17 protein-coding genes and 3 pseudogenes are annotated in these 20,326 nt (G+C 58.2%); 10 read left to right on the top strand and 10 right to left on the bottom strand.

The features are described 5' to 3' along the window. Nucleotides 1–64 precede the first annotated feature (64 nt). Nucleotides 65–826, top strand: a complete 762-nt coding sequence (locus AC1RZR_RS36955; protein ID WP_481829868.1) for a GntR family transcriptional regulator — start codon at nucleotides 65–67, stop codon at nucleotides 824–826. Nucleotides 827–962: 136 nt separating this feature from the next. Here AC1RZR_RS36955 and AC1RZR_RS36950 read toward each other — a convergent pair. From AC1RZR_RS36950 to repA, 5 genes and pseudogenes are all read right to left on the bottom strand, one after another. Further along, nucleotides 963–1,133, bottom strand: a pseudogene (locus AC1RZR_RS36950) (IS1595 family transposase); the annotation flags it as partial. A gap of 154 nt (nucleotides 1,134–1,287) precedes the next feature. Next, entirely contained in the window at nucleotides 1,288–1,611 is a 324-nt protein-coding gene (locus tag AC1RZR_RS36945; RefSeq protein WP_481829867.1) for a type II toxin-antitoxin system prevent-host-death family antitoxin, read from the bottom strand. Then, nucleotides 1,608–2,813 carry a plasmid replication protein RepC gene (repC, locus tag AC1RZR_RS36940; protein ID WP_481829894.1) on the bottom strand — a complete coding sequence of 402 codons (1,206 nt, stop codon included), beginning with the start codon at nucleotides 2,811–2,813 and terminating at the stop codon, nucleotides 1,608–1,610. Before repC ends, AC1RZR_RS36945 begins: the two co-directional genes overlap by 4 nt. A gap of 157 nt (nucleotides 2,814–2,970) precedes the next feature. Next, on the bottom strand, nucleotides 2,971–3,975 hold the full coding sequence (repB, locus tag AC1RZR_RS36935; RefSeq protein WP_481829866.1) for a plasmid partitioning protein RepB: 1,005 nt from the start codon (nucleotides 3,973–3,975) through the stop codon (nucleotides 2,971–2,973). Further along, on the bottom strand, nucleotides 3,975–5,162 hold the full coding sequence (gene repA / locus AC1RZR_RS36930; protein ID WP_481829865.1) for a plasmid partitioning protein RepA: 1,188 nt from the start codon (nucleotides 5,160–5,162) through the stop codon (nucleotides 3,975–3,977). The genes repB and repA overlap by 1 nt, the downstream gene beginning before the upstream one ends. Before the next feature lie 838 nt (nucleotides 5,163–6,000). Between repA and AC1RZR_RS36925 the strand changes: the two genes are divergently transcribed. Both AC1RZR_RS36925 and AC1RZR_RS36920 read left to right on the top strand, forming a co-directional pair. Continuing rightward, nucleotides 6,001–6,213 carry a hypothetical protein gene (locus tag AC1RZR_RS36925; protein WP_481829864.1) on the top strand — a complete coding sequence of 71 codons (213 nt, stop codon included), beginning with the start codon at nucleotides 6,001–6,003 and terminating at the stop codon, nucleotides 6,211–6,213. A 133-nt stretch (nucleotides 6,214–6,346) separates the two neighbouring features. Further along, nucleotides 6,347–6,508, top strand: coding sequence for a hypothetical protein (locus tag AC1RZR_RS36920; protein WP_481829863.1), 162 nt, complete (start codon nucleotides 6,347–6,349; stop codon nucleotides 6,506–6,508). Between the two features lie 389 nt (nucleotides 6,509–6,897). On the opposite strand, the pseudogene AC1RZR_RS36915 reads toward AC1RZR_RS36920, so the two are convergent. After that, a pseudogene (locus AC1RZR_RS36915) lies at nucleotides 6,898–7,592 on the bottom strand (site-specific integrase). Between the two features lie 97 nt (nucleotides 7,593–7,689). Between AC1RZR_RS36915 and AC1RZR_RS36910 the strand changes: the two are divergent. Both AC1RZR_RS36910 and AC1RZR_RS36905 read left to right on the top strand, forming a co-directional pair. Beyond that, nucleotides 7,690–8,025, top strand: coding sequence for an MbcA/ParS/Xre antitoxin family protein (locus AC1RZR_RS36910; protein WP_481829893.1), 336 nt, complete (start codon nucleotides 7,690–7,692; stop codon nucleotides 8,023–8,025). Next, nucleotides 8,022–8,540, top strand: a pseudogene (locus tag AC1RZR_RS36905) (RES family NAD+ phosphorylase); the annotation flags it as partial. The gene AC1RZR_RS36910 and the pseudogene AC1RZR_RS36905, both read left to right, overlap by 4 nt. 38 nt (nucleotides 8,541–8,578) lie before the next feature. Here the strand turns inward: AC1RZR_RS36905 and AC1RZR_RS36900 are convergent. Beyond that, a complete protein-coding gene (locus tag AC1RZR_RS36900) occupies nucleotides 8,579–9,796 on the bottom strand; it encodes a site-specific integrase (RefSeq protein WP_481829862.1) in 1,218 nt (405 codons plus the stop codon). 183 nt (nucleotides 9,797–9,979) lie between these two features. On the opposite strand from AC1RZR_RS36900, the gene AC1RZR_RS36895 reads away from it, so the two are divergent. Both AC1RZR_RS36895 and scpB read left to right on the top strand, forming a co-directional pair. Further along, nucleotides 9,980–10,939, top strand: coding sequence for a DUF1403 family protein (locus AC1RZR_RS36895; protein ID WP_481829861.1), 960 nt, complete (start codon nucleotides 9,980–9,982; stop codon nucleotides 10,937–10,939). Nucleotides 10,940–10,944: 5 nt separating this feature from the next. Further along, the gene (gene scpB, locus AC1RZR_RS36890; protein ID WP_481829860.1) at nucleotides 10,945–11,667 is read left to right on the top strand and encodes an SMC-Scp complex subunit ScpB; all 723 of its coding nucleotides are present in this window, start codon (nucleotides 10,945–10,947) and stop codon (nucleotides 11,665–11,667) included. A 226-nt stretch (nucleotides 11,668–11,893) separates the two neighbouring features. On the opposite strand, the gene AC1RZR_RS36885 is transcribed toward scpB, so the two are convergent. Then, nucleotides 11,894–13,309: a hypothetical protein gene (locus AC1RZR_RS36885; RefSeq protein WP_481829859.1), complete on the bottom strand. Its 1,416-nt coding sequence runs from the start codon at nucleotides 13,307–13,309 to the stop codon at nucleotides 11,894–11,896. Between the two features lie 287 nt (nucleotides 13,310–13,596). Then, nucleotides 13,597–15,636 (bottom strand): ATP-binding protein, encoded by a 2,040-nt coding sequence (locus AC1RZR_RS36880; RefSeq protein WP_481829858.1) that lies wholly within the window; start codon nucleotides 15,634–15,636, stop codon nucleotides 13,597–13,599. Nucleotides 15,637–16,146: 510 nt separating this feature from the next. On the opposite strand from AC1RZR_RS36880, the gene AC1RZR_RS36875 reads away from it, so the two are divergent. Together AC1RZR_RS36875 and AC1RZR_RS36870 are read left to right on the top strand one after the other, a co-directional pair. Further along, nucleotides 16,147–16,563, top strand: a complete 417-nt coding sequence (locus AC1RZR_RS36875; protein WP_481829857.1) for a DUF6088 family protein — start codon at nucleotides 16,147–16,149, stop codon at nucleotides 16,561–16,563. Continuing rightward, the gene (locus tag AC1RZR_RS36870; RefSeq protein WP_481829856.1) at nucleotides 16,553–17,464 is read left to right on the top strand and encodes a nucleotidyl transferase AbiEii/AbiGii toxin family protein; all 912 of its coding nucleotides are present in this window, start codon (nucleotides 16,553–16,555) and stop codon (nucleotides 17,462–17,464) included. Before AC1RZR_RS36875 ends, AC1RZR_RS36870 begins: the two co-directional genes overlap by 11 nt. A 157-nt stretch (nucleotides 17,465–17,621) precedes the next feature. Here AC1RZR_RS36870 and AC1RZR_RS36865 read toward each other — a convergent pair whose 3' ends face one another. Further along, a complete protein-coding gene (locus AC1RZR_RS36865; RefSeq protein ID WP_481829855.1) occupies nucleotides 17,622–18,401 on the bottom strand; it encodes an IclR family transcriptional regulator in 780 nt (259 codons plus the stop codon). Nucleotides 18,402–18,706: 305 nt separating this feature from the next. Between AC1RZR_RS36865 and AC1RZR_RS36860 the strand changes: the two genes are divergently transcribed. Beyond that, a complete protein-coding gene (locus AC1RZR_RS36860; RefSeq protein WP_481829854.1) occupies nucleotides 18,707–20,326 on the top strand; it encodes a GMC family oxidoreductase in 1,620 nt (539 codons plus the stop codon).

The following is a 20,326-nucleotide window of genomic DNA, read 5'->3' as shown; positions in this document are numbered from 1 at the left end:
CTGCCAAGAGCCGGGACGGATCAGACGGTATTAGTTTCGGGCGGCCCCCAATAAGGAGAAGGCTTTGAACAATTTACGGCTGCGCGGGGCATCGTCCCTACATGAGTCGGTGCGCCAAGAGCTTCTCAAGCGCATCAAAGATGGCACTTACCCGTCAGGCGATCCGATCCCCTCCACGGCGACGCTTAGTGAACATTTCGGCGTCAGCCCGATTACTATCAAGCGGGCGTTACGCGACTTGCAAACTGCAGGAGCACTGATCGCAATCGCAGGCAAAGGCACGTTCGTTAAGGAACAAAGACGATTCCTGCGCGAACTCGATGTCTGGTTGTCCTCGATGGACAACGCGCGCGTCCTTGGTTTCACGCCAAGCATGCGGCTGCTGTCCATCACCAGGGAAAGAATATCAGATCCGACAATGAGTGTGTTTAGCCCGCCCGACGCAGCCATGCTTTGCGTGCGGAAGATGATCCTGGCCGACAATCTACCTATTATGTATGATGCCACTTATCTATCGTCGGACATTGACGACGCCATCGTCGAGGAGTTCGGCGAGCGTTTTGTAACTGACGCGCTAGAGCGACATGCGATCGGAATCGTGAACACTCGTATTATTATCGATGCAGCGCCAGCTGCCGGAAAAATCGAGGACATATTCGAGATCCCGAACGGTTATCCGACCCTACGTCGGCTGTACAAAGTCACGACTACTGATCCAGGCATCACTATCTTCGGCGTGGTCGAATCTCCCTTCGACCGGCTTGCATGCTCTATAACAATTCCTTCAGACTCGAGGTCGGAACGCCGCGCAACGAACAAGAAGTGACAGCTCTCTCTGAGGCTAACTGCCAAACGTGCACAATCGCGCTGCCAATAATCGTCGACCTGGACCTCTCCGGCCTTCGCGTTTGGTCCCATTCGGGGGCGGAACAAGAGCAGTGCGAAATCATACGCGGCTTTTATCAGCCAAAGACAGCTACGGCCGATTTGATGATGATGCCGCCATCCGGGCTGCGACGCATCTGACGACCCGTCGCAGCGCGGAAAACGTTTGGCAATTGCAGCGTCGACGGCATGCGTGACCAGAGCGCTCGAACGATTTCCCGGCCGTGCCTAGTTTTCCGACCGGCCTGGCTTCAGAAGGTGGTGTGCGTGATCGGAAGGACCCGGACAACCGGCGAGCCGTCTTCCTGCAGGGTAACCAGCGCCAGCCCCAGGCAGGGGTGATCCTTTTCGGCTTCCTCGCGGGCCCTCGCGGTGTTGCCAGTGCCAGAGATAGGTTTGATTTCAGTCGGCAGCATTTTTTGCCGACAAACCTCTTGCCGGAGGCAGCTCGTCGTTGAGATGGTCAAGCCCCGGCTCCATTTCGGCGGCTTCGACCGCGGCGATTTCGTCCGCGCTGAGCTCTGTCGTGAGCTCGACCCGCCGGTCGCGCTTCGACAGCCGGACGAAATCCTCGTAAGCCAGCAGCACGGTGCGCGGCCGCCCGTTCTTGGTGATGATGACAGAGTCGCGAACCGCTGCATCCTGATAGGCGCCGAATGCCTGCCCTTTTACCTTGTCGGTGAGGCTGCGCGGATAGCCACAAGCTGCGGTATTGGCGATTGTCATCCCGTCATCCTCGCTGTGGCGCCATTGGCCTTGAGTGCCGCCATCAGCATCGGCCCGACCGAAAACGCCCCTACCCTGGCCTTGTCGGTCAGGACGCGCAGGTATCCGCCGGCGGAATTGATGTGCTGTGCCCGCTGCAGAATGCAGGCAATCACGATCGCAGCGGTTTCCTGGCCCATGGTATGGCAGGCCTCCTCATACGCTGACGGCGAAACCCCCAGATATCCCCGCACCTGAGCGGCGGTTATCATGAGATCGCGCCAATTGCCGATCCCGTCGACGGCATAATCTGCAATTTCGGGGCAGGCCTTCAGCACCATCCCCAGCGGGTATGTTTTCGGCGCCTCTGCGGTCCTCGTCTTGGGCTCGGCCGTCGCCCCGCTTTTCTCTAAAGCAGGTTCAAATTCAAAAGTAGAGTCGGTATTTGAATCAGATTGCTGCCGCTCGTTTTGACAGTCATTGCCGCTCGGATTCGTGGATTTCATATGGATTTCCAGGAGCTTACCCACATCATCACGCAAGGCGGCCAGATCGGCAACGATTGGCTCGAGCTCGGCAATGCAAGCTCGGCGCGGAATTGCCTCCACAACGCCGCGGAACCGCTTCCACAGGCCTCCCCAGTTGCCGGGGACATCTTCGTCAAGGGCCGCCTCTATCAGCTTGTGGATGTCCCGGCGGTGCAAGGTGATCCGCTCGCGCATAAGCCTGAGCGCCCGATTGTCGGCACGAACACGCTCGGCCGCCGCCTCGAACTCGTAAGCGCGCGCCAGCAGCGGCGCCAGGGAGAAGCCGAATGCTTCCTCGATCTCCCCTCCCCGGCCCTTGCGGGCGTAGCGCTTGCCGTTCGGGCTATCCCGACGGATGATCAGCCCGCAGTCAACAAGAGCCGCCAGGTGCCGCCTGACTGTAGGCTCGGGCATTCCGTGCGCCCTGAGAGACAGCTGGGCGTTCGACGGAAACACGATGAGGTCGTTTTCCTCAGTTAAATCGCTGTCAGGATAGAATGATAGCAACGCATTCAGGACGGCCAGCGCACGATCGCCGATGCCGATGATGCTCTTGCCCTCGCAGAGGTTGCGGTAGATCTGCCATTTGTCGACCACCCTGCCCTTGGGGATTTCACGTGAATCGTTTTGCGCTGCCAGCATGGCAAGCGACATCGGCCGCCGCCCAAAGGGCGTCGTTGCAATACCCGTCTCCATTTCTTCCTTCGCCTTCAATTAGGCAAAAGAAATCTGCTCGCCAAAACGACGCTAATGACTCTTGACAGTGATTCGTAGAGATGCGATTCTCGGTCAGCTACTACGGAGAAGGGCTTCCACGACGAAAGTCGTTTGGGGGCCTTTTTCTTTTGCGGTTTCAGTCTCCTGTTGATGGTTCTTGCGACTTCCGGAAAGCCTCGTAGAGGTCATCCAGTCGCCCCGTAATGTATGCCGCGAAGCTCGGACCATCCTTTGCTTCGTAGGTCACAACCGCCTTCCTCGCGGTCGATTTCACGTTAACGCTAACTGATTTGTCCTTGGGGCCCCAGAGATTGGTCGTTGGCCCTTCCCTGGTCATTTTAGGAAGCGAGTTGAGGGCACTGACAGCTTGCTGAAAGCGTTGATCACTCGAGTTGTCCGCGGACAACGATGCCAACACCGCCGGCAGTTCAACTTTTGCCGTTGGCAACTTCTCGGCGAACTCCATCCATCGGCGGCGTCCGACCTCTGGTGCTGCTCCGATCGCCTCTATAAGTTCGATCGGTATCACGCGGACAACCGATAACATTTTGGATAGAGCAGCCTTGTCAATGTTTAGGGCCGCCATGATGACTTCGCGAGAGAAGGACCGATCTTCCAGGCGGGCAGCGAACAACGCTCTTTCGATATATGACAGGTTCGTCCGTGCATTGTTTTCCTGCCCCTGACTGACAACCAATTGATCGTCGGACAACTCACGGATAACGGCACGAACTTTGATGCCTAATTCTTTTGCCGCCGCGAGCCTGCGGTGTCCGTATGCGACTTGATACCGGCCATGGGAATGAGGACGAACAAGGATTGGCACTTGCTGCCCATGCTCTTTGATCTGGGCAGCTAGATCGGCCAGTTCGACCGCATCGATACCAAGACGATCACTGACGAATGAACCGTCGACCAGGGCTGGGTCCAATTCGACAATTATCTTGCCTTCTGCGAGTTGCTTTTCGAGGTCTTGCGCCCGTTCAAATTTCTGGGTGATGTTACCAAGGGTTCTTGTGATGCCTCCGATGGGAGCACTGCGGACCGCCGGTGCTACAAAGCCGGCGATTGGCCTGATATCCGCCATAGGAATTGGCAGTTCTTCTGCCGATGAAATCTCAATGAGATTCTTGCGCGCCATTACTTTCTCCCCCAAGTCGTCCTTAGCAGGCCTTCGATTTCCGAATTGACCGCATTTAGGGATTCCATCGCCCTGTCATACGTGCCGCGGGTGAACTGTTGTCGCTCGACCTCATACAGTGTCTGCTTGGTGACCCCGGCATCCGAGATTGCGGTCGACTTCAGCATATGATTGTGGAGCATTCGATTGCCAAAGATTGCCCGCATAAAGCCTGTCATCTGACTTTGGGGACCATCGTTCGGCTCGTAGCGAGTTACGAGATAGCGCATCCAATCGTAGCTGGTACGCCCCCCTGCCCTTTCGACGACTGCCATCATCTCACTGGTCATCGCAAGGAACTGGCTCATCGACATCACGTCCAACATTTGCGGATGCACGGTTATCAGTGCCGACGTCGCCGCACACAACGCCGACATCGTCAAGAAGCCGAGTTGCGGTGGGCAATCGATAATTACGACATCGTATAGGCTCTCGATGTCGGTCAACACTTCTCCAATGCGCGCGAAGAACATGGATTCGGCCGACCCAGACGTGATCGCTCTCGGTGTCTCATGTTCAAACTCCATGAGTTCCAGATTTCCGGGCACGATATGCAGGTTCTGGGTGTAAGTGGCGCGCACGATTTCAGAGATAGATCGAGGTTCTTCATAGCGGATCGCCCCGTAAAGCGTTTCACCTTCGCCCACATCAAGTTCGGGTTGATGTCCAAAGAGTGCTGACAGCGAAGCCTGTGGGTCGAGATCGATTGCCAGAACCCGGTGACCGCGCAAAGCAAGGTATTGTGCCAAGTGTGCGGAAGTTGTCGTCTTCGCCGAACCGCCCTTGAAATTCATAACGGCGACGACCTGTAGCTTCTCTCCAGGCCGACGGGTCGGAACGTACTTCGGTGTTCCGTTTTTTTCGTCGAGTGACCGACGGATGTTTTCCATGTCGGCAGGAGAATAGACCCGGCGCCCATTGGCCAATGGTTCCGGCCCATGTCCACCCGAGGCCACCTGCCTTAAGTAGCCCTCGCCGATACCAATATAGTATGCGGCTTCTGCGGGTGTGAAATGCCGGATCGTTTTTTGGGAGGTTGGCGGAAAAATCTTTTGTTGGTGCAGCTGAAGCTGCCGCGACAATTCGAGAGAATCCGCGGACAACATCGACGGCAGGTGTTCCTGCCCTTGTGTGACTGCCTGTAGCATTGCTTTCCCCGAACTACGCATTTGATGCGGATTTCAATCAAACTGCGCAATTACAGTATGGTCCGATTCGTAAACATTTTACAAACGCTTAACTATAAGCGGGTTTTGAGGCCTTAGGCCGGTTGTCCGCGGACAACGCGGGTGAGGCTCGACGCAAAAGTCCCCTCTCGTGAGATCCAGAGACCGGGCGACCCACTGCAATAAAGCGCCAGCAATTTAATCAATGCAGGGCAACATTGAGCGCAGTGGACGGCGAGTCCCCGAGGCATTTAACTTTAGGTCGCACGAAAGACTGATGTAACTGGCGCGGGGCCTCGCCTCTTTCGGGCCACCAAGAGCCTTTAGCGGGTCAAGGGCTCGATTAGTATTGCGTGTGAGGGATTACATCTGACCGCCATCTCAAGGAAGTAGCCCCGCAGCTTGCGGTGATAGCGTTCCAAAACGAAAGTGACACCGGAATCCGTCGGCTCAAACGCGAGTGGCCCTTGGACGGACAGGCGGTTGTCCGCGGACAACTCAAGCGTGGCAGACAAGCACGACGCAGGGTCGGGGAGGGCAACGGGTTTTCTTGATCATGCCAGATCTCAGCAGCGAGGGCTGAGGAACGCGTGCTCGTCGGCCAGACCCGACGTCTCTTCGCTAACGGGTAGATGGAGGACGAGTCCATCTGATTTCGCCTGCGTAGCAACTACTGTCGACAAGAGGTACTCATTGACGGTAGCCCCGCTGACGTCGCAGACCCCCGATGGGTGCGGAAGAGGGCCGCAACTTGTGCGAAAAGCCTGAAACGACTATCTTAAACGCATCAGGAGCAAGCACCTAGGTTCAGTCCTGACCAGTGATCAAGGACGACGCGGCGCTGGCGCATTGTCTTACTGATATCCATCTGGCCAAGCAGCATCCCCGTCATATCAGCGCCTTTTTCGGCGAGGTCCCATTGGCCCAGCAAGTCGAGTTCGCAATCGCGCACCATATAGCGGTCCACGACCTGAAGGCTTTTGCCGCCAAGCTCTCTGCCTGGTCCGGCGAGAGCTATCCGCTCGCCACGTAATGGCTGGACCTGATAACCGGCGCCCTTCCGAATGGCGGCGGCCTTTTCGCATTACTATCGACCAAATCGACCAAGCTTCGCCAGAATGCTGGGGGCTACGACTTCGAATGGGTCAATTGGCGGCGGAACGGCGATGATGATCCAGATCGGCCATCGCGAAAGCCACGACATTGATATTTTCCTCGACGATCCTCAATTGCTTGGTTTCATCAACCCATCCAGGAGCCACCTGCACTTTCAGAAGTTCGCCTTTGAAGGCGTAGGAGAATCGACTTTGTCGTTGCCGGAGCGCTGACGACGACGCCGTTCGAAACCCGTATGGTGGAGGGCAGGACGGTGCGTCTTGAAACCATTCCGGAAATTATCGCCAAGAAGGTGTATTATCGTGGATCGGAAGCTAACCCGCGCGACATCTTCGATATCGCCGCTGCGGCCCGGTCGCAATTGGGCGAGGTCGTCAACGCCCTACGCGCGCTTCCCGAATACGTCGCTCGCACCAGTGAGCGGATGGAAAAGCTCAACCCGGAATTCGTCAGTCGCGCAATTGCGCAACTGATGATCATGCCTGACAATGAGGCGTCGGCCGCCAATAGTTTGGTCCCAGCGATCGCTGTGCTCGACGAGGTATTGTCATCAGAATCTGACCGCCTCACGGTAGCGAACAATCGGGCGACGGGCGGCTTTTCAGAGCCCGGACGCCTTGGTGACGTTGACCCCGAAACACTCGCGACGCCGCCGGTACTTGCGGGTCATCTCGGCGCTGGCGTGGCAGCTGCTTTTGCACATAGCGCTCGTCGACCTCGGCAGAGGACGCGAGGCCAGCGCGCAGCGAATTGCCAGAAAAATTTTGGCCGCGCTCGCCCTCGGGAAGATCCCCGCGCACGCCGGCGGCCAAGGCCGAGCGTTTGACCAGCGCGCCACCTCCTCATCGTCAAGCCGTTCGGCTCCCGCCGCTTTGCCCTGACCGGTGACGCGGCGGAAGAGGGGCCATGCGCGATGCGGGCCAGCTTGAGCCAGGTCTGCGGGGCGACGACCGGGCTGTCGGTCCTTCCGGTCGAGCGGTAGACGGCGTTGCGTATAGTTCCCAGGTCAGCGACGACAGGCGGCGGCGATTTGTTGTCCTTGCCGATTCCGAGGCCTGGGCCGTGATGTAGAAGCCGACGTTTGGTGGGTCTGGCGGCTGCGAATCAAACGAACACGCCGGCACCAGGCGCAAAAAATGCTTCCAGTCGGCGGCATAGGCGCGGCGGTATGTTCGCCGAACGTGCTGCCTTGACATGATCGCGCGGTCGGCTTGATCCGGCGTGCGTGCTAGGCGGTGGCAGCAGCTTGAATTGGTTCGATCCTGGGCTTGAAAGCCGCCGAGAACTGCCATACATTTTGCACAGGAACCATGACTTTCGATATGGTAGGATCAATTCTGTGGCCCACACACTCAAGATCCCCGAGCAGATTGGACCTCTCATCTTGTCCTATATGGACCGGAACGGGAAGATTGCGATCGAGCAGGTCGCGGACGGTTTTGGCATGTCCAAGGGCCAGTTGGCCCAGACTGCAGGTCTTGCGCGCGAGACCCTTTATCGGTCAGAGCGCAGCGCCACGGTAAAGACCCAAGGGCGTCTGCGGGAAATGCTCGAGATCATCAGCCGCGTGACGGATTGGGCGGGTGGCAAGGAACAGGCGATGGCTTGGTATCGGGCTCAGCCGCTTCCGGCATTTGGGGGGCGCACCGCTGAGGCGCTGGTGAAGGACGGCAAGGCCGCTGCGGTCCGTGATTATCTCGATCACATGGCCGTTGGTGGTTATGCGTAAGGTTCGTCAGAACCTGCTACCGCGCACACGATCCACGTTGGGCATTCAAGCCGACCTCCGGTGAAGGAGCGGCGATCCGAGGTGCGCGATTCAATCCCAAAGGTGTGTCGACGCTCTATCTGGCGCTGACCCTGATGACGGCGATCAAGGAAGCCAACCAGGGCTTCGCGCAGCGGATCGATCCCTGCGTGCTTTGCTCCTATGAGATCGACTGTGACGACATCGCGGATCTGACAACACAAGAGGGGAGGGGAGAGTTTTCTGTGACGCTCGAAGACATGGCCTGCGCCTGGGCGACGGCGCTTAGCGACGGAGAGCGCCCGGCGTCCTGGTCCATCTACGACCGGCTGCGGTCTCGAAACATTGCCGGGATTGTGGTCCCAAGTTTCGCGCCGAGCGCTGAGATGGAGGATCGCAACCTGGTCCTTTGGGACTGGGGTCCGGATCTGCCGCACAAGGTAACTGTATTCGATCCGAGCGGCCGGTTGCCGAAGGACCAGCTATCCTGGCGATGACGCACTCTCGGTATGCGAAGGGCAGGGGCCTTTTTGCCCTACAGCCCTGACGCTTTGGTGAGATTGACTCGGAAACGATCGCGTCTGCGCTGATAGCGGCGAGTCATTTCAGCCGAGGCATGGCCGAGCTGCTTTTGCACGTAGCGCTCATCAACCTCGGCCGAGGAAGCAAGGCCAGCGCGCAACGAATGGCCCGAGAATTTTTTCGCGCGATCGCCTTCGGACAGGTCGCCGCGGACACCGGCGGCGAGAGCGGTGCGCTTGACCAGCCGCGCCACTTCCTGGTCGTTGAGCCGCTCGGCGCCCACTTGTTTGCCTTGCCCTGCCACCCTGCGAAACAGGGGGCCATGGCCGATCTTGGAAAATTTAAGCCAGGTCTGCAGGGCGACGACCGGGCAAGTTGCATCCGACGAGCCGCGGCCGATCTCGACCTCGCGCCAGCCGGTCTTTCCGCGCAAGGTCACCAAAATCCCTTTGTCGGGAAAGAACTCGATCCAGCCCGAAGAATCCTCGGTCTGATCGCGGCCGCAGTCGAGACCGACGATTTCGGAGCGGCGCAAGCCGCCTGCGAAACCCAGGAGCAGCATGGCGCGGTCGCGCAAGCCACGCAGCGTGCCGCGGTCGAGCGTCTCAAGCATGGCAACCAGATCCTCCGGGAGAATGGCTTCCTTCTGCCGGGGAGGGGAGGCGTGGCTGTTGCGAATGCCGGCCAGCACGGTGGCGATGTGTCGATCCTTTCTGTCCAGCGGCTGGCCACGCTGAGAAAAATTCCAGGTCAGCGCCGAAAGCCGCCGCTCAATCGTCGACACGGATTTCTTATCCCCTCCCGACCCCGAGGCTTGCGCGGTGATGTAGAGGCCGACAGTCTGCGGTGCCGGCGGGAATACCTCCAGACCTTGGCGGCGCGCCCAGGCGCAAAAATGCTTCCAGTCGGCGGCGTAGGCACGGCGGGTGTTGGCCGAGCTTGCTGCCTCGACGTAATCGCGGGCGCGATCGGCCAGCACGTCGAGATGTGCCGGCAGGCGAGGATTGGCGACGGCCGGAAGAGGGGAGGGCGCTTTGGCCGGCGGTTCTTCCGGCGTCCTGCCCATCTGCATGACGACGTCGATGATGTCGGGTAGGTCGTCGGCGATCGGCGTGTTGTGCCCGGCCGAGCCTGCCTGCGCGATTTGATCGACACCCCGCGCCGTTTCCTGTGGTCGAGCGGAGCGATGCCGAGTACGATTTTCGGGGTTTTGATCGACGAGAGGGGCCATCTCCTATTTAAAGACGAAAACGAACGATAATGCAAGATTATCGTTCGTTTTGTTTGCACGACAGCTACAGCGCTTTCAATCCATTTCGGTTGCCAAAAGCGCCGCCGTGATTCATCCTTCTCGGCAGATGATTCTGCGTGCCAAACCCTCTCCGCGCCACTACGTCACGCTTGGCGGTGCACCTTGACCGCGCCACTGGCAACGGTGCCGGCCTGGCTGCGCAGGGCTGCCCTCGACGCCCAAACGGTTGCGGGACAGGGCATTGAGGACATTGCAATTACCGCCGGCGCCGCCATCAGCGCGCTCGATGCGGTTGTCCGCCGGCAGGAGCGGTGGGCTGGCGCCTGGCGGCAGCGCCTGGCACTTTCGGCGGCCGCGGTCACGGCAAAGCAGGCCGGCCGCGTCGAGGATGAAGCGGCCCTTCGCGACGCCGTGCTGCTCACACGACCTGGCGACGACGTCGGGCCAGCGGGCCGGATGTTTTTGGGCTGGTGCAGGTTAGCAGTCGGTCCCGCCGAGAATCTTCTGACTGAGAAGAGCCTCGGCGGGGCCTTAGAGGCACTTGGCCACGTCCCTGCCGATGAGGTGGTCGGCGATCTGGCCGACGAGGTTCGGCAACTCGGCGCCAGCGCCGGGACGGTGGGAATGATGACCGGCGCCTTCGCGATCGCAGAACGCCACGGCTTGGGGCGCGCCCTTGGAGCCTGGCTCGCCGACGCCCTGCTGGCGCAACAGCTGGGTTGGGCATACGCTATGCCGCTGCTGGGCGCCGAGGCAGCCTTGGGCACAAGCGCCCGCCCGCGTCGATCAGCAGCCAGCTCCGTGGCGACACGCATTGCGACACATTCTGAGCGTGCGAAAGGTCTACTTGCCGCGCAGGCACGCGCTGCGTTGCGCGCCATCGATCTGTCCGCCGAACTCGGGCGCCGGGCGGACCGGCTGCTTGCCGTTGCGCCGAAACTCAGGGCCAAGGCGGCGGACGCCGTGGTGGAGCAACTCTTGTCTGACGATGCGATCGTTGCATCGCAAAAGATCGCCGGCATGAGCGACCGTGGGCTGCGCCGCCTGTTCGACCGTGTGGTCGAACTCGGCGCCGTGCGCGAGCTTTCCGGCCGCTCGACCTTCCGCATCTACGGGCTTTGAGAGCAATGGTAGAGACAACACGCACAAGAAGAGGCAAAGGGCGGTCAGACGATGGTCGACCAAATGATCATTTGTTCGACCGCGAGCTCGATCATCTGCCGCCAGAGGCGCGTTGGCGGGAATGGATGAACCGCGTCGAGGCGACCATCTTTGCGGCCAGCGAGCCCGTCACTCGCGAAACGCTCGGCCGCATCGTCGGCAATGGCTGCAGCATCGACCTCCTGATCGACGACATCCGCGAGGAATTGCGTGGTCGGCCCTATGACCTGGTCGCCGTCGCCGGCGGTTTTCGGCACCTGACCCGGCCGGCATATGCCGACGCCATTCGCAGTGCATTTGGCACCGCCATCAGCGGCAGCGGGGGTGCGGGCGATCTCACGCAGTCGGAGGTGCTGGTGCTGATGTGCATTGCCTACTTCCAGCCGATCACCCGCGCCGAACTGTCTTCGTTTTTCGGCAAGGAGATCAGCCGCGATTTCATTGGCCATCTGCGCGGTTCGAAGCTCATCGCTTCTGGTCCACGCAGCCCGACACCGGGTGCGCCCTACACCTATGTCACGACGAAAGAGTTCCTGCTGGAGTTCGGTCTCGACACGCTGCGCGACCTGCCGGATTTCGAAGCGCTCGAGGATGCCGGACTGCTGAGCAAAGAGAAGCTGCTGGCTGGTGACATCATGCCAGAGTTGGCTGGCGGCCATGAGGATTTCGGAGTCGCCATGGAGGAATAGCTCGGCGCTGCCGACGCTATGGCTGTGCTTTGCGGGTGCGTCCCGCTTTTCCCTAGCCAATCGCTGCAGGGACAGCGCCGGCGAGGGTGCCCATGTCCGAAATTCGTAGGTAAGTTTCGGACATAGAATGTTTGAGGGTGGTGTTCTTCGGCAAGACGGATACTCAATCCAAATGCTCGTCGTATGCTTGACGGACGCGCAAAGCCCTAACCTGCCGAGCAGGCTTTCAGGTTTCGAAGTGTGCGTCACCTTCGGGACTGAGACCTTCCTCGCCCATGAAATCTTGGAGCGATGGCGCCGGCTCATCGGCATCGGTAATTAGGGTTTGCGACCACAAAATCGACGCCTCATAGACGGAGCTGCAGAGCCACTCACTGTTCTCCTTGAACCAATGTTGCGCCTCGGGTAGCAATTCAAAGGGGATAGGATGGCGGGCGAAGGGATTGTGAAAGACCTCCATTTCGGCCGTCCAGGGCTCATAGCCATGAGGCCAGAGCCCGCGATACTCGTCGCCCGTGATATCGAGGCAGAAGGGTATGCCCTTTAGGGCCCCGGGCGTGCGGTCGAAGAAATTTCCCATTCTCGTGTAGCGATAGCCTCTCGGGGCACCGCCGCCGGTAATCGCGACCCGGTTGAGTTTTGCGATGGAGCAGGCGTTCGAGAAAACCACGGCCGAAAGCTCGGCATGACGATCGTTGGCGAATAGTCCGGCCTGGAACTGCGCCGGGCCAAGGAGGTACTCAGCCGGCATCGGTACCGCTTGCGGCCGACCGTCCACCTCGGCAATGGTTGCTCCCGAACCCTGCAGATAACCGATCAAGCCTTCCCGGCTCCACATCATTGAGCCTGAGGCATGGAAATCAGCGATCGCAAGCAAGAACGGCTTACCACTGATGTGCGGGAGCTGATCGTATCGTCGCTCCAGCTTATTGCCGATAGTCTTGGCGAACCGCAAGGCGGCCGCGCCGAAGAAGATCTCTTCCCTGTCCGTCGGCACATTGGCAAAGGGCGCGTTGACATGATTGTACGGCACCGACGGATTGGACGTAACCGCCTCGACCCAGGCCTCGCCGCCGAGACGGTTCGAAATTCGAAAATCAGGTGAATCGAACGGCTGTTCGACAAGCAGGCCTTGCTCGCGAAACGATGCGAGAAGCTGCGCTTCCCACAGGCGCGTGTGAAAGTTGGCCGTCTGGCAATCGCTGACCCAATTGCGGTCCGGCTTCGGCATGGCGAGATAGAGCTGGTTAAACGCCCACGCTGCCGGTTGACGCGCCGGCGTGATGAGCAATCGAAATAAGTCGCTCGCCGACCGTCCGGCCAAATCAAACAGTGGCGGACGATGAATTATCCCGGACGGCACCGGCTCGGCCGGCTGACCTTTGACGAGAAGGGCTTCCAAAGCGTCACGCGCGGTGTCGATCGATGCGTAACCGCTTCTCTGCTGGATGACGGCCCAGACAGAATCCACGCGCCGTCGCATGAGGATGATGCCAAAGGTGGCTCCGTTGTGCGTGACGATCCCACAACCAAGGCCGTCCGAGCCGCCCCAGGCCGCGACTGGCGGTTCGTCGCCGAAGTCGTGGCCGCGCGGAAGCGACAAGGCGTAGAAATCAAACTCCCATTGCGGGATTTTGCGCATCCCGTCTCCCTCGCTTGCATTGACCTCCGCCTACAGGGTTTGTTTCAGATAGGCCGGCAGGTTGACGGTGGCCTGCAGCGCGGGAGATGAAATTTGGGTCATCGATTGCGGCGATGGGCGACATCGGCAGTGGTTCCAGCACAGGCGGCCCGCAATCCGGTCGGCCTCGACACATATCGCGTCACGCGGGTAGAGAGTGGCCGTTCCGTTCATCGTCACAATGCGCCCGACGAGCCGGTCGCCATGAACAGCCGAAATAAATTGCCCATGAAGATCCCTCAGGTTGACTAAGCGGGCTGTTCTGTATTTTCCTGGGCAAGAGCCGCCGGCTGATCCTCGCTGTTCTCCAGGGCTTCCTCGACAATGACACCCTCCAGAAACTGGCTGTGCTTTTCCTGCAGGTATTTGATTGCGGTGCCCTCATCGGCCGAGTGCTGCAGGTGTTCCTGGAAGAATTGAAGCCGAGCCCGATTCTCCTCTATTAGCTCGCCCCATGTCTTGATGCCGACGATATGTCTTGCTCCCTTTGCGACCAGGCGCCGCTCACGATCTGGTCCGCTTTCGATTTCGTGCTTGGCAAAACCGTCGTAGGCGTTCGAGACCAGCCAGAAGTGCCAGCGGACTCCGTCAACGGTCGAAAAACGCTCGTCTGATGTTACGGCGATTGCATATTTTTTCGCCTGCGTGATCTCATCGGCGCCGATCTTGACCTTCGGAGCTTTGAGCTCGACGATCATATGTTCGATATCGTTAGCCCTATGTCTGCGAGTGGAACGCGAGAACATTAGGTCGATGATCCCGCGTGCTTTGCCGATCACTTTGACGGGCTCGTCGATCGAGATGTCCGGATCAAGATAGTCGCGATGCTTTTCGAGAACTCGGCGAAGATCCTTGTCGCTTACCCATAAATTATATTCTTCTCCGAACACCCATGTGTTTTCAGCGAGTATCTTGTGGAGCTGGGTGCGCTCCTTCAGGCGACCTTTGGTCTCGGGGTTGAAGACAATCGACTCAAGGGCGGATATGAATTTTAGCCGGTCGGCGACGGTCTTGGCTGCCGTGATTATCGCCGACAGCGTCGTTTCCTGGAGGAGGCTTGCCAATTCCTTCTGCTTGCGCGCGGGAAGGTCGAGCACTTCCTTTAAAATAAGTTGCAGCTCCTCCGGTCCACGTTCGATGGCGTTTCGAAGCATTCGAAGGTGCAGTGCTTTCGCTTTCGCCGAGCTAATCCCCAGATCCGGGGCGAGCTCCTGAACTTGAACGGCGACGATATCGAAAACCTGCCGTTCGACCTTCTCGACGGCGTTTTGTGGCGCGCCGCGATAGGGGTAGACATCCTCGGCGATCCATTCATCGACAAGGGACCGAGCCTTTTCGGCCGTCTTGTCGCGAAAATAGTCCTTGATCGCAGACCGCGCGTTTTCCACCGCCTCGCCGAGTAGAGGATCCATCTCCGATAGAGCGATGCGCTCCTCGTTTTGGAGTTCTTCGACGTAGCTAGACTTCAGATATGCGGAGAAGGAGAATCCGGTGATGTGGAACCGCGTCTCGATTTGGTCGAACGGAAAGCCGGCTGCGGAACATAAGTACAGCGCACGGCGCGCATCGGTTCGCCATTCGATTATCTCGAGCTCGACGCTATGCTTCGCACCTTCGGCAATTTCGATTGGCGCAAGTGAAGATTTGTGGTGGCTGGCAATCACCTTCTCGGGGTCGAGCCGCTGGCCGGCAATCGAGATTGACACGCCCCGGTAGTTTATAAGGTAGAGCGCGAAAATCTCATTCAGGTCCTGAATGCCTTCGTCGCTTTCGAAGGTTTTGAAATCGCGCTGGAGATCATCAATCTCGACGATGACGCCTGTCGCGCGGTCCGGCGCCAGCACTTCCTCCGTGATGGTGACGTCGGTGAGATCGGCTTGCAGGAGCCTTATCTCAAAAGCCTTTCGGCCTGATGCATCGTCGTAACAGACCTTCCACTTGGCGGACTGGCCGAGGGCGAAGGCCTTGTAACGCCCGCGCCCTTCCTGCCCATGAATCATGCGGTGATTGCGCTTCGTTTGACGGATATGGCGCTTCCAGGAGCCACCTAGATTGCCGAAGAGGGCGCGCGCATCGGTGCGAGAAAATCCTTCGCCATTGTCGTAGACGACGATCTTGGATAATCCGCCCGCTAGGTCGCTATGGACAAACTCCACCGAGACGTCGGTCGCGTCCCCATCAAGGCTATTCCACAACAACTCCGCAAGTGCAGGCACGGGCTTTGCCTTGGTCTGCCGCGCCAAAAAGTCATCTCTAACTGCAACAGAGACGTGTTCCTCCCCTGCCATGATCCCTCCCGCCCATGATGCGGGCCAAATTTACTTTCGATTTTATAATTTACGATGCGCAGACGGGCAGAAGTCGGTGGCGTCTTTTGGTATCAAGCTCATCTGCACGCCTTTCTGGCAATAGGCAACTTCGTTTTCTGCAACTTTGCGGCCCTGCGCCGATTCGACCCTGATCTGCAATCTGCGTGCGTGCTCCCGAAAAGCTCCTTCGCCCCTCCGGGATGTCGCAGACCGCCTTGGGGATTTCGCCGTTCTCCAAACCGCCAGCGTGATCGGCGAGTTTCCGCATTACTCGCCATCTGCGCGTACGCTGTCGTACGGATGATCCGTTAGATACACACATTGCAGGCAACATTTGTGCGTACCGCAGCGGATATGGGACGCTGAATAGTCGCCCGGAACGAGCTCGATTAGATGAACTGAAGGGCATTTCGATTTGCCACGCGCCCTTGTCTCATGTCGGGTTTTTGCATATATTGGGTGTCGGGTTTTTGCAGAAAGAAGTTGACCATGCACCAGCCGAAGACATTGAAACAGAAAATCCAGAGCCGCGTCGCAAGAACGAAAAAGACCGATGTCTTTCTTCCGCGAGATTTCGCTGATCTCAGTGGTGAGGACCAGGTTCTGCGCGCGCTCAGGTCCTTGATCCGCGATGGGGCTTTGATGAAGCTGGGTTACGGTGTCTACGCCCGCGCGATGCGATCGCGCATATCGGGCCGGCTCATGGTCTCCAGTTCCAACGGCTTCCACAGCGCGGCACTTCAGGCGCTTAACAAGCTTGGTGTGCCTTGGGAGCAGAGTGACAGCACAAAAGCCTACAATGAAGGCCGTTCCACTCAGATCCCAGTGAACCCGATAGTGAAAGTCAAATCGCGGTTCAGCCGACGGTTAACCGATGGCCGTGTGGAGCTTCGCGTTGAACGATAAGCCGGACCAGAAAACTCTTCTGGAGGTGCAGGAATTCTTTCGCCTTCCTTCGCCGGCTCTGGTCGAGAAGGACTGGTTTGTCGTTCGGGCCTTGGCTGCCATACACGATGTGCAGGTAGATGGACTGAGTATGGCGTTCGGTGGGGGAACAGCGCTTGGCCGCGCCTATCGCCTGCTCGAACGGATGTCCGAGGACATAGACCTGCGCGTCGTAGGCGAAAAGGCCAATTCGCGCGGCGCGCTCAAGCGTCTACGGGGCGAGGTGAACGATAGGCTCGAAGCGGCTGAGTTCGCGGTAGAGGGCCACTACTCGGTCAAGCAGAACGACCGATACGTCCGGTACGATCTGCCCTATGAGCCCATCGCCAGGGGAGAGGGTGTTTTGCGCCCGGAGATCAAGATCGAAATCTCCGCGTTTCCTATTTGCACTGCACCTGAGAAGCGTTCGGTCTCATCCTTTGTCGCTGAAGCCAATCGCGCTGCTGCCGAGGCCACAGATGTCGCGTGCGTGCGACTGGTCGAAACCGCAGCGGACAAGTTCGTTGCGCTTGGGCGTCGAGCCGGTTTGGCTTTGTCAGGGCTGGGAGACTTCGACTACACCCTTGTTCGTCACGTCTACGACTTGTCACGCATGGACGGACACTATGATGCGGACGAGGCGGCCGCGATCGCTTTACAAACAATGAAGGCTGAAGCGGAAGGCCGTGCTGACGACTATCCTGCATACAAAGCGGACCCAAAGGCTGAAACGCTCCGTACGTTCGAGTTCTTGTCGAAAGACGCAAAGTTCGCCGATGGCTATGCGAAGCTGCTCGGTGATATGGTGTATGGCGAAAAACCTGAATTCGCATCAGCTTTCGAGAAGGTACAAAGGTTCGCCGAACGGATACGCAACGCATAGTTTTTCAACGAGCGTTGGTTTTCCCGGTGTGTCATTTCACTAGGGTTAGCTGCGATTCTCGCTGGTCGAGTTTGCCGGGCCGCGTCAACACCGGGATCTTGCGCCGGCGAAAGAGGCGCCGAAATGTAGCCTCTGCCTAGGAACGTTCCGACAGGGATTAGTCCGATTGCATGGTATTGTATCTTTGCCTTAGGGGCCAGAGTTCTCCAAGTTTGGCGGCAGTTGACAGTACCGATGAGGCTACCTTGCCGTGCCTGTCCGAAGTTAGGCGTGAACTCGGTCCAGCGACGCTAACCGTGCCAACCGTTTGGCTTCCCCCCAAAATAATTGGGGCGGCAATCGCAACGACACCGGGCTCAGCCTCCTCGTCGGAAATCGCCCAGCCTCTTTTTTGAGCCAATTCCAGTTCCTTAATAAACTCTTCAACAGAGGCTATAGGCCGCTCATCGGCTCCGTCATTGATTGCGATGCGAACCGCGTCTGTCTGACTTAGCGTCGATAAATAAGCTCTGCCATTGGCAGTTCTATCAAGCCGAACTCTCGCTACCATTTCGGGTTGGTATTTCAATCCGTTCCGAGCACCTTGAACTTGAGCGATCCAAGTTAGTGTCTCACCCTGCACGACTGCCATCCGAACGAGTTCCGCGCTTTCAGTTGCCAAATCCTCGAGTACGGGGAGGCATACGTCTGTTAGGTGAGTGGCGCTTAGGAAGCGCTGTCCGAGAATGGCAAGTCTGAGTGTAAGCTTGTAAAAACCGGTGATCGGTTCTTGCTCTACCCAGCCTATGTCGCACAACAAATTGAGCATCCGGTGGGCAGCGCTTTTTTGAATATCAAGCTTTTCAGCAATTTCGCCAAGCCGCATTGCCGATGCTTCCTGTGCCAGCAGCTCAATGACAGCAAAACACCGCTCCACAAGAGAGTTCACAACCCGCACGCTGACGCTCCTCAATACGTTCCATTAAGAACGAAATTCTATTTAGGCAATCTAGGTCAAGCGGCTTTCTCAATCAAGAGATAGGGTCACGATTTGCCCCCAGCGCAGCTTTGCGCCGGCAAGGGTCTAAAAGCGCAATTGACACAGTATACCATCTGGAATAGCGTTCCTAACACGGTCTTCCAAATCGTGTGACCGCCGCAGAAGTCTAACTGAACGACAAAATTCCCGCATGGCAATTGCAGGAAGCGTCATCTCGAGGACCATCGAGGGGCGCCTTGCGTCAAAAGATATGGATCCGAAGAATGGGCAAAGCTTGGGATTTTGAGACAGACTACTGCGTCGCTGGCGCTGGGTCGGCGGGTAGCGTCCTGGCCGCTCGACTATCCGAGGACGACAACTCAGTGCTGTTGTTGGAGGCCGGTCCGAGCGATTGGAACCCTCTCATCCACATCCCCGCAGGCTATTTCTACCTGTTGAAGGATCGCCGCTTCAACTGGATGTATAAGACCGAGCCGGATGCCAAGACCTTTGATCGCAGGATCATTGCGCCTGCCGGCAGAGGTCTCGGCGGCAGCAGTTCCATAAACGGCATCCTATTCGCGAGAGGACAAGCCGCGGAGTATGACCGGTGGGCCGAGGACCTGGGGTGCCCGGGTTGGGATTATGCGGGTTTACTTCCCTACTTTAGAAAATCAGAGGCCTTTGAAGGTAGAGCGTCACAGTATCGCGGCACCTTCGGTCCTGTGCCGGTCGTGCCATTTCGCACGGTGCATCCACTTGCGCAGGATTTTGTAAGAGCGGCGACCGAGGCTGGATATGCTGAGGTAGCGGACATGAATTCTCCAGACAGAGAGGGGGCCAGCCTTTTTCAACAGAACCGAAAGGGTCGTTTCAGGGCGAGTACAGCTGCAGCCTACCTTCGTCCCGCCCTGAAGAAGGGCCGCAACCTGCGCGTGGAGACGAATGCACTTTGCGCTCGGATTCTATTCGCGGGTAAGAAGGTCGATGGCCTGGAGTTTGTCCAAAACGGATACCATAGACGAGTGAAGATACGACGTGAGCTGATTATTTCTTGTGGCTCTCTGCGATCGCCCCAATTGCTCCAGCTTAGCGGGATCGGGGATCCCGAACACCTAAAGCAGATTGGCGTCCCAGTTGTTCACGCCTTACCCAACGTCGGGCAGAATCTCCGTGACCAATATATAGTCAGAATATCTCACCGCACTCAGGGCATTCTCACGATCAACGAAATGAACAATTTCGCGACCATTGCGCTAGAGGGATGGAAATACGTCACTCGGAATAGGGGACTGCTTACCCTGGGGGCAAGCATGGCTGCTCTGTACTGCAAGAGTTCGACGTCCGCAAAATTTGCGGATCTGCAACTTATGTTCGCCCCAGTGAGCTTTTCGCCTTCTGTTCCGGGCGCCCTTGAGAGTGCAGGGGGGATGACGATCGGAGTATTCTTGACGTGTCCAGATAGCGCCGGGACTGTGTTGATTCGTTCCTCTAATCCCCAAGAGTTGCCAGCCATAAGTCCGAACTACCTCAGCGCGCCAACAGACTGGCCGCGTCTGCTTGTTGGATTACGCACAGCTCGGCGCATATTTGAAATGGATGCCCTCAGAAAGTGGAGTGTGAGCGAGACGACCCCGGGCCCCGGCGCAGTCACCGACGACGAACTGTACGACGTTGCAAGGCGCGTAGGTTCCACAGCCGCTCATTACGCCGGCACATGCCAAATGGGTTCGGATGACACGAGTGTAACGGATACTTCGCTTCGCGTTCGCGGAGTGTCAGGTCTGAGAGTCGTGGATAATTCTGTGCTGCCCAGTCCGGTGTCGGGCGGGATGAATGCTACGGCAATCGCGATTGCCGAGAGAGCTGCAGACCTCATTCGAGGACGCCTAACTGCTCCGTAG

This window comes from Mesorhizobium bavaricum (assembly GCF_056781655.1).
Note: the sequence above shows the minus strand (reverse complement) of the source record. Positions and strands in the feature narration are given on the sequence as shown.

Coding starts and splice junctions, on each gene's coding strand:
- AC1RZR_RS36875 (WP_481829857.1), top strand. CDS start 16,147: ATGCACCAGCCGAAGACATTGAAACAGAAAATCCAGAGCCGCGTCGCA.
- AC1RZR_RS36910 (WP_481829893.1), top strand. CDS start 7,690: ATGGACCGGAACGGGAAGATTGCGATCGAGCAGGTCGCGGACGGTTTT.
- repA (WP_481829865.1), bottom strand. CDS start 5,162: ATGCTACAGGCAGTCACACAAGGGCAGGAACACCTGCCGTCGATGTTG.
- scpB (WP_481829860.1), top strand. CDS start 10,945: ATGGTAGAGACAACACGCACAAGAAGAGGCAAAGGGCGGTCAGACGAT.
- repB (WP_481829866.1), bottom strand. CDS start 3,975: ATGGCGCGCAAGAATCTCATTGAGATTTCATCGGCAGAAGAACTGCCA.
- AC1RZR_RS36860 (WP_481829854.1), top strand. CDS start 18,707: ATGGGCAAAGCTTGGGATTTTGAGACAGACTACTGCGTCGCTGGCGCT.
- repC (WP_481829894.1), bottom strand. CDS start 2,813: ATGGAGACGGGTATTGCAACGACGCCCTTTGGGCGGCGGCCGATGTCG.
- AC1RZR_RS36945 (WP_481829867.1), bottom strand. CDS start 1,611: ATGACAATCGCCAATACCGCAGCTTGTGGCTATCCGCGCAGCCTCACC.
- AC1RZR_RS36920 (WP_481829863.1), top strand. CDS start 6,347: ATGATGATCCAGATCGGCCATCGCGAAAGCCACGACATTGATATTTTC.
- AC1RZR_RS36880 (WP_481829858.1), bottom strand. CDS start 15,636: ATGGCAGGGGAGGAACACGTCTCTGTTGCAGTTAGAGATGACTTTTTG.
- AC1RZR_RS36900 (WP_481829862.1), bottom strand. CDS start 9,796: ATGGCCCCTCTCGTCGATCAAAACCCCGAAAATCGTACTCGGCATCGC.
- AC1RZR_RS36885 (WP_481829859.1), bottom strand. CDS start 13,309: ATGCGCAAAATCCCGCAATGGGAGTTTGATTTCTACGCCTTGTCGCTT.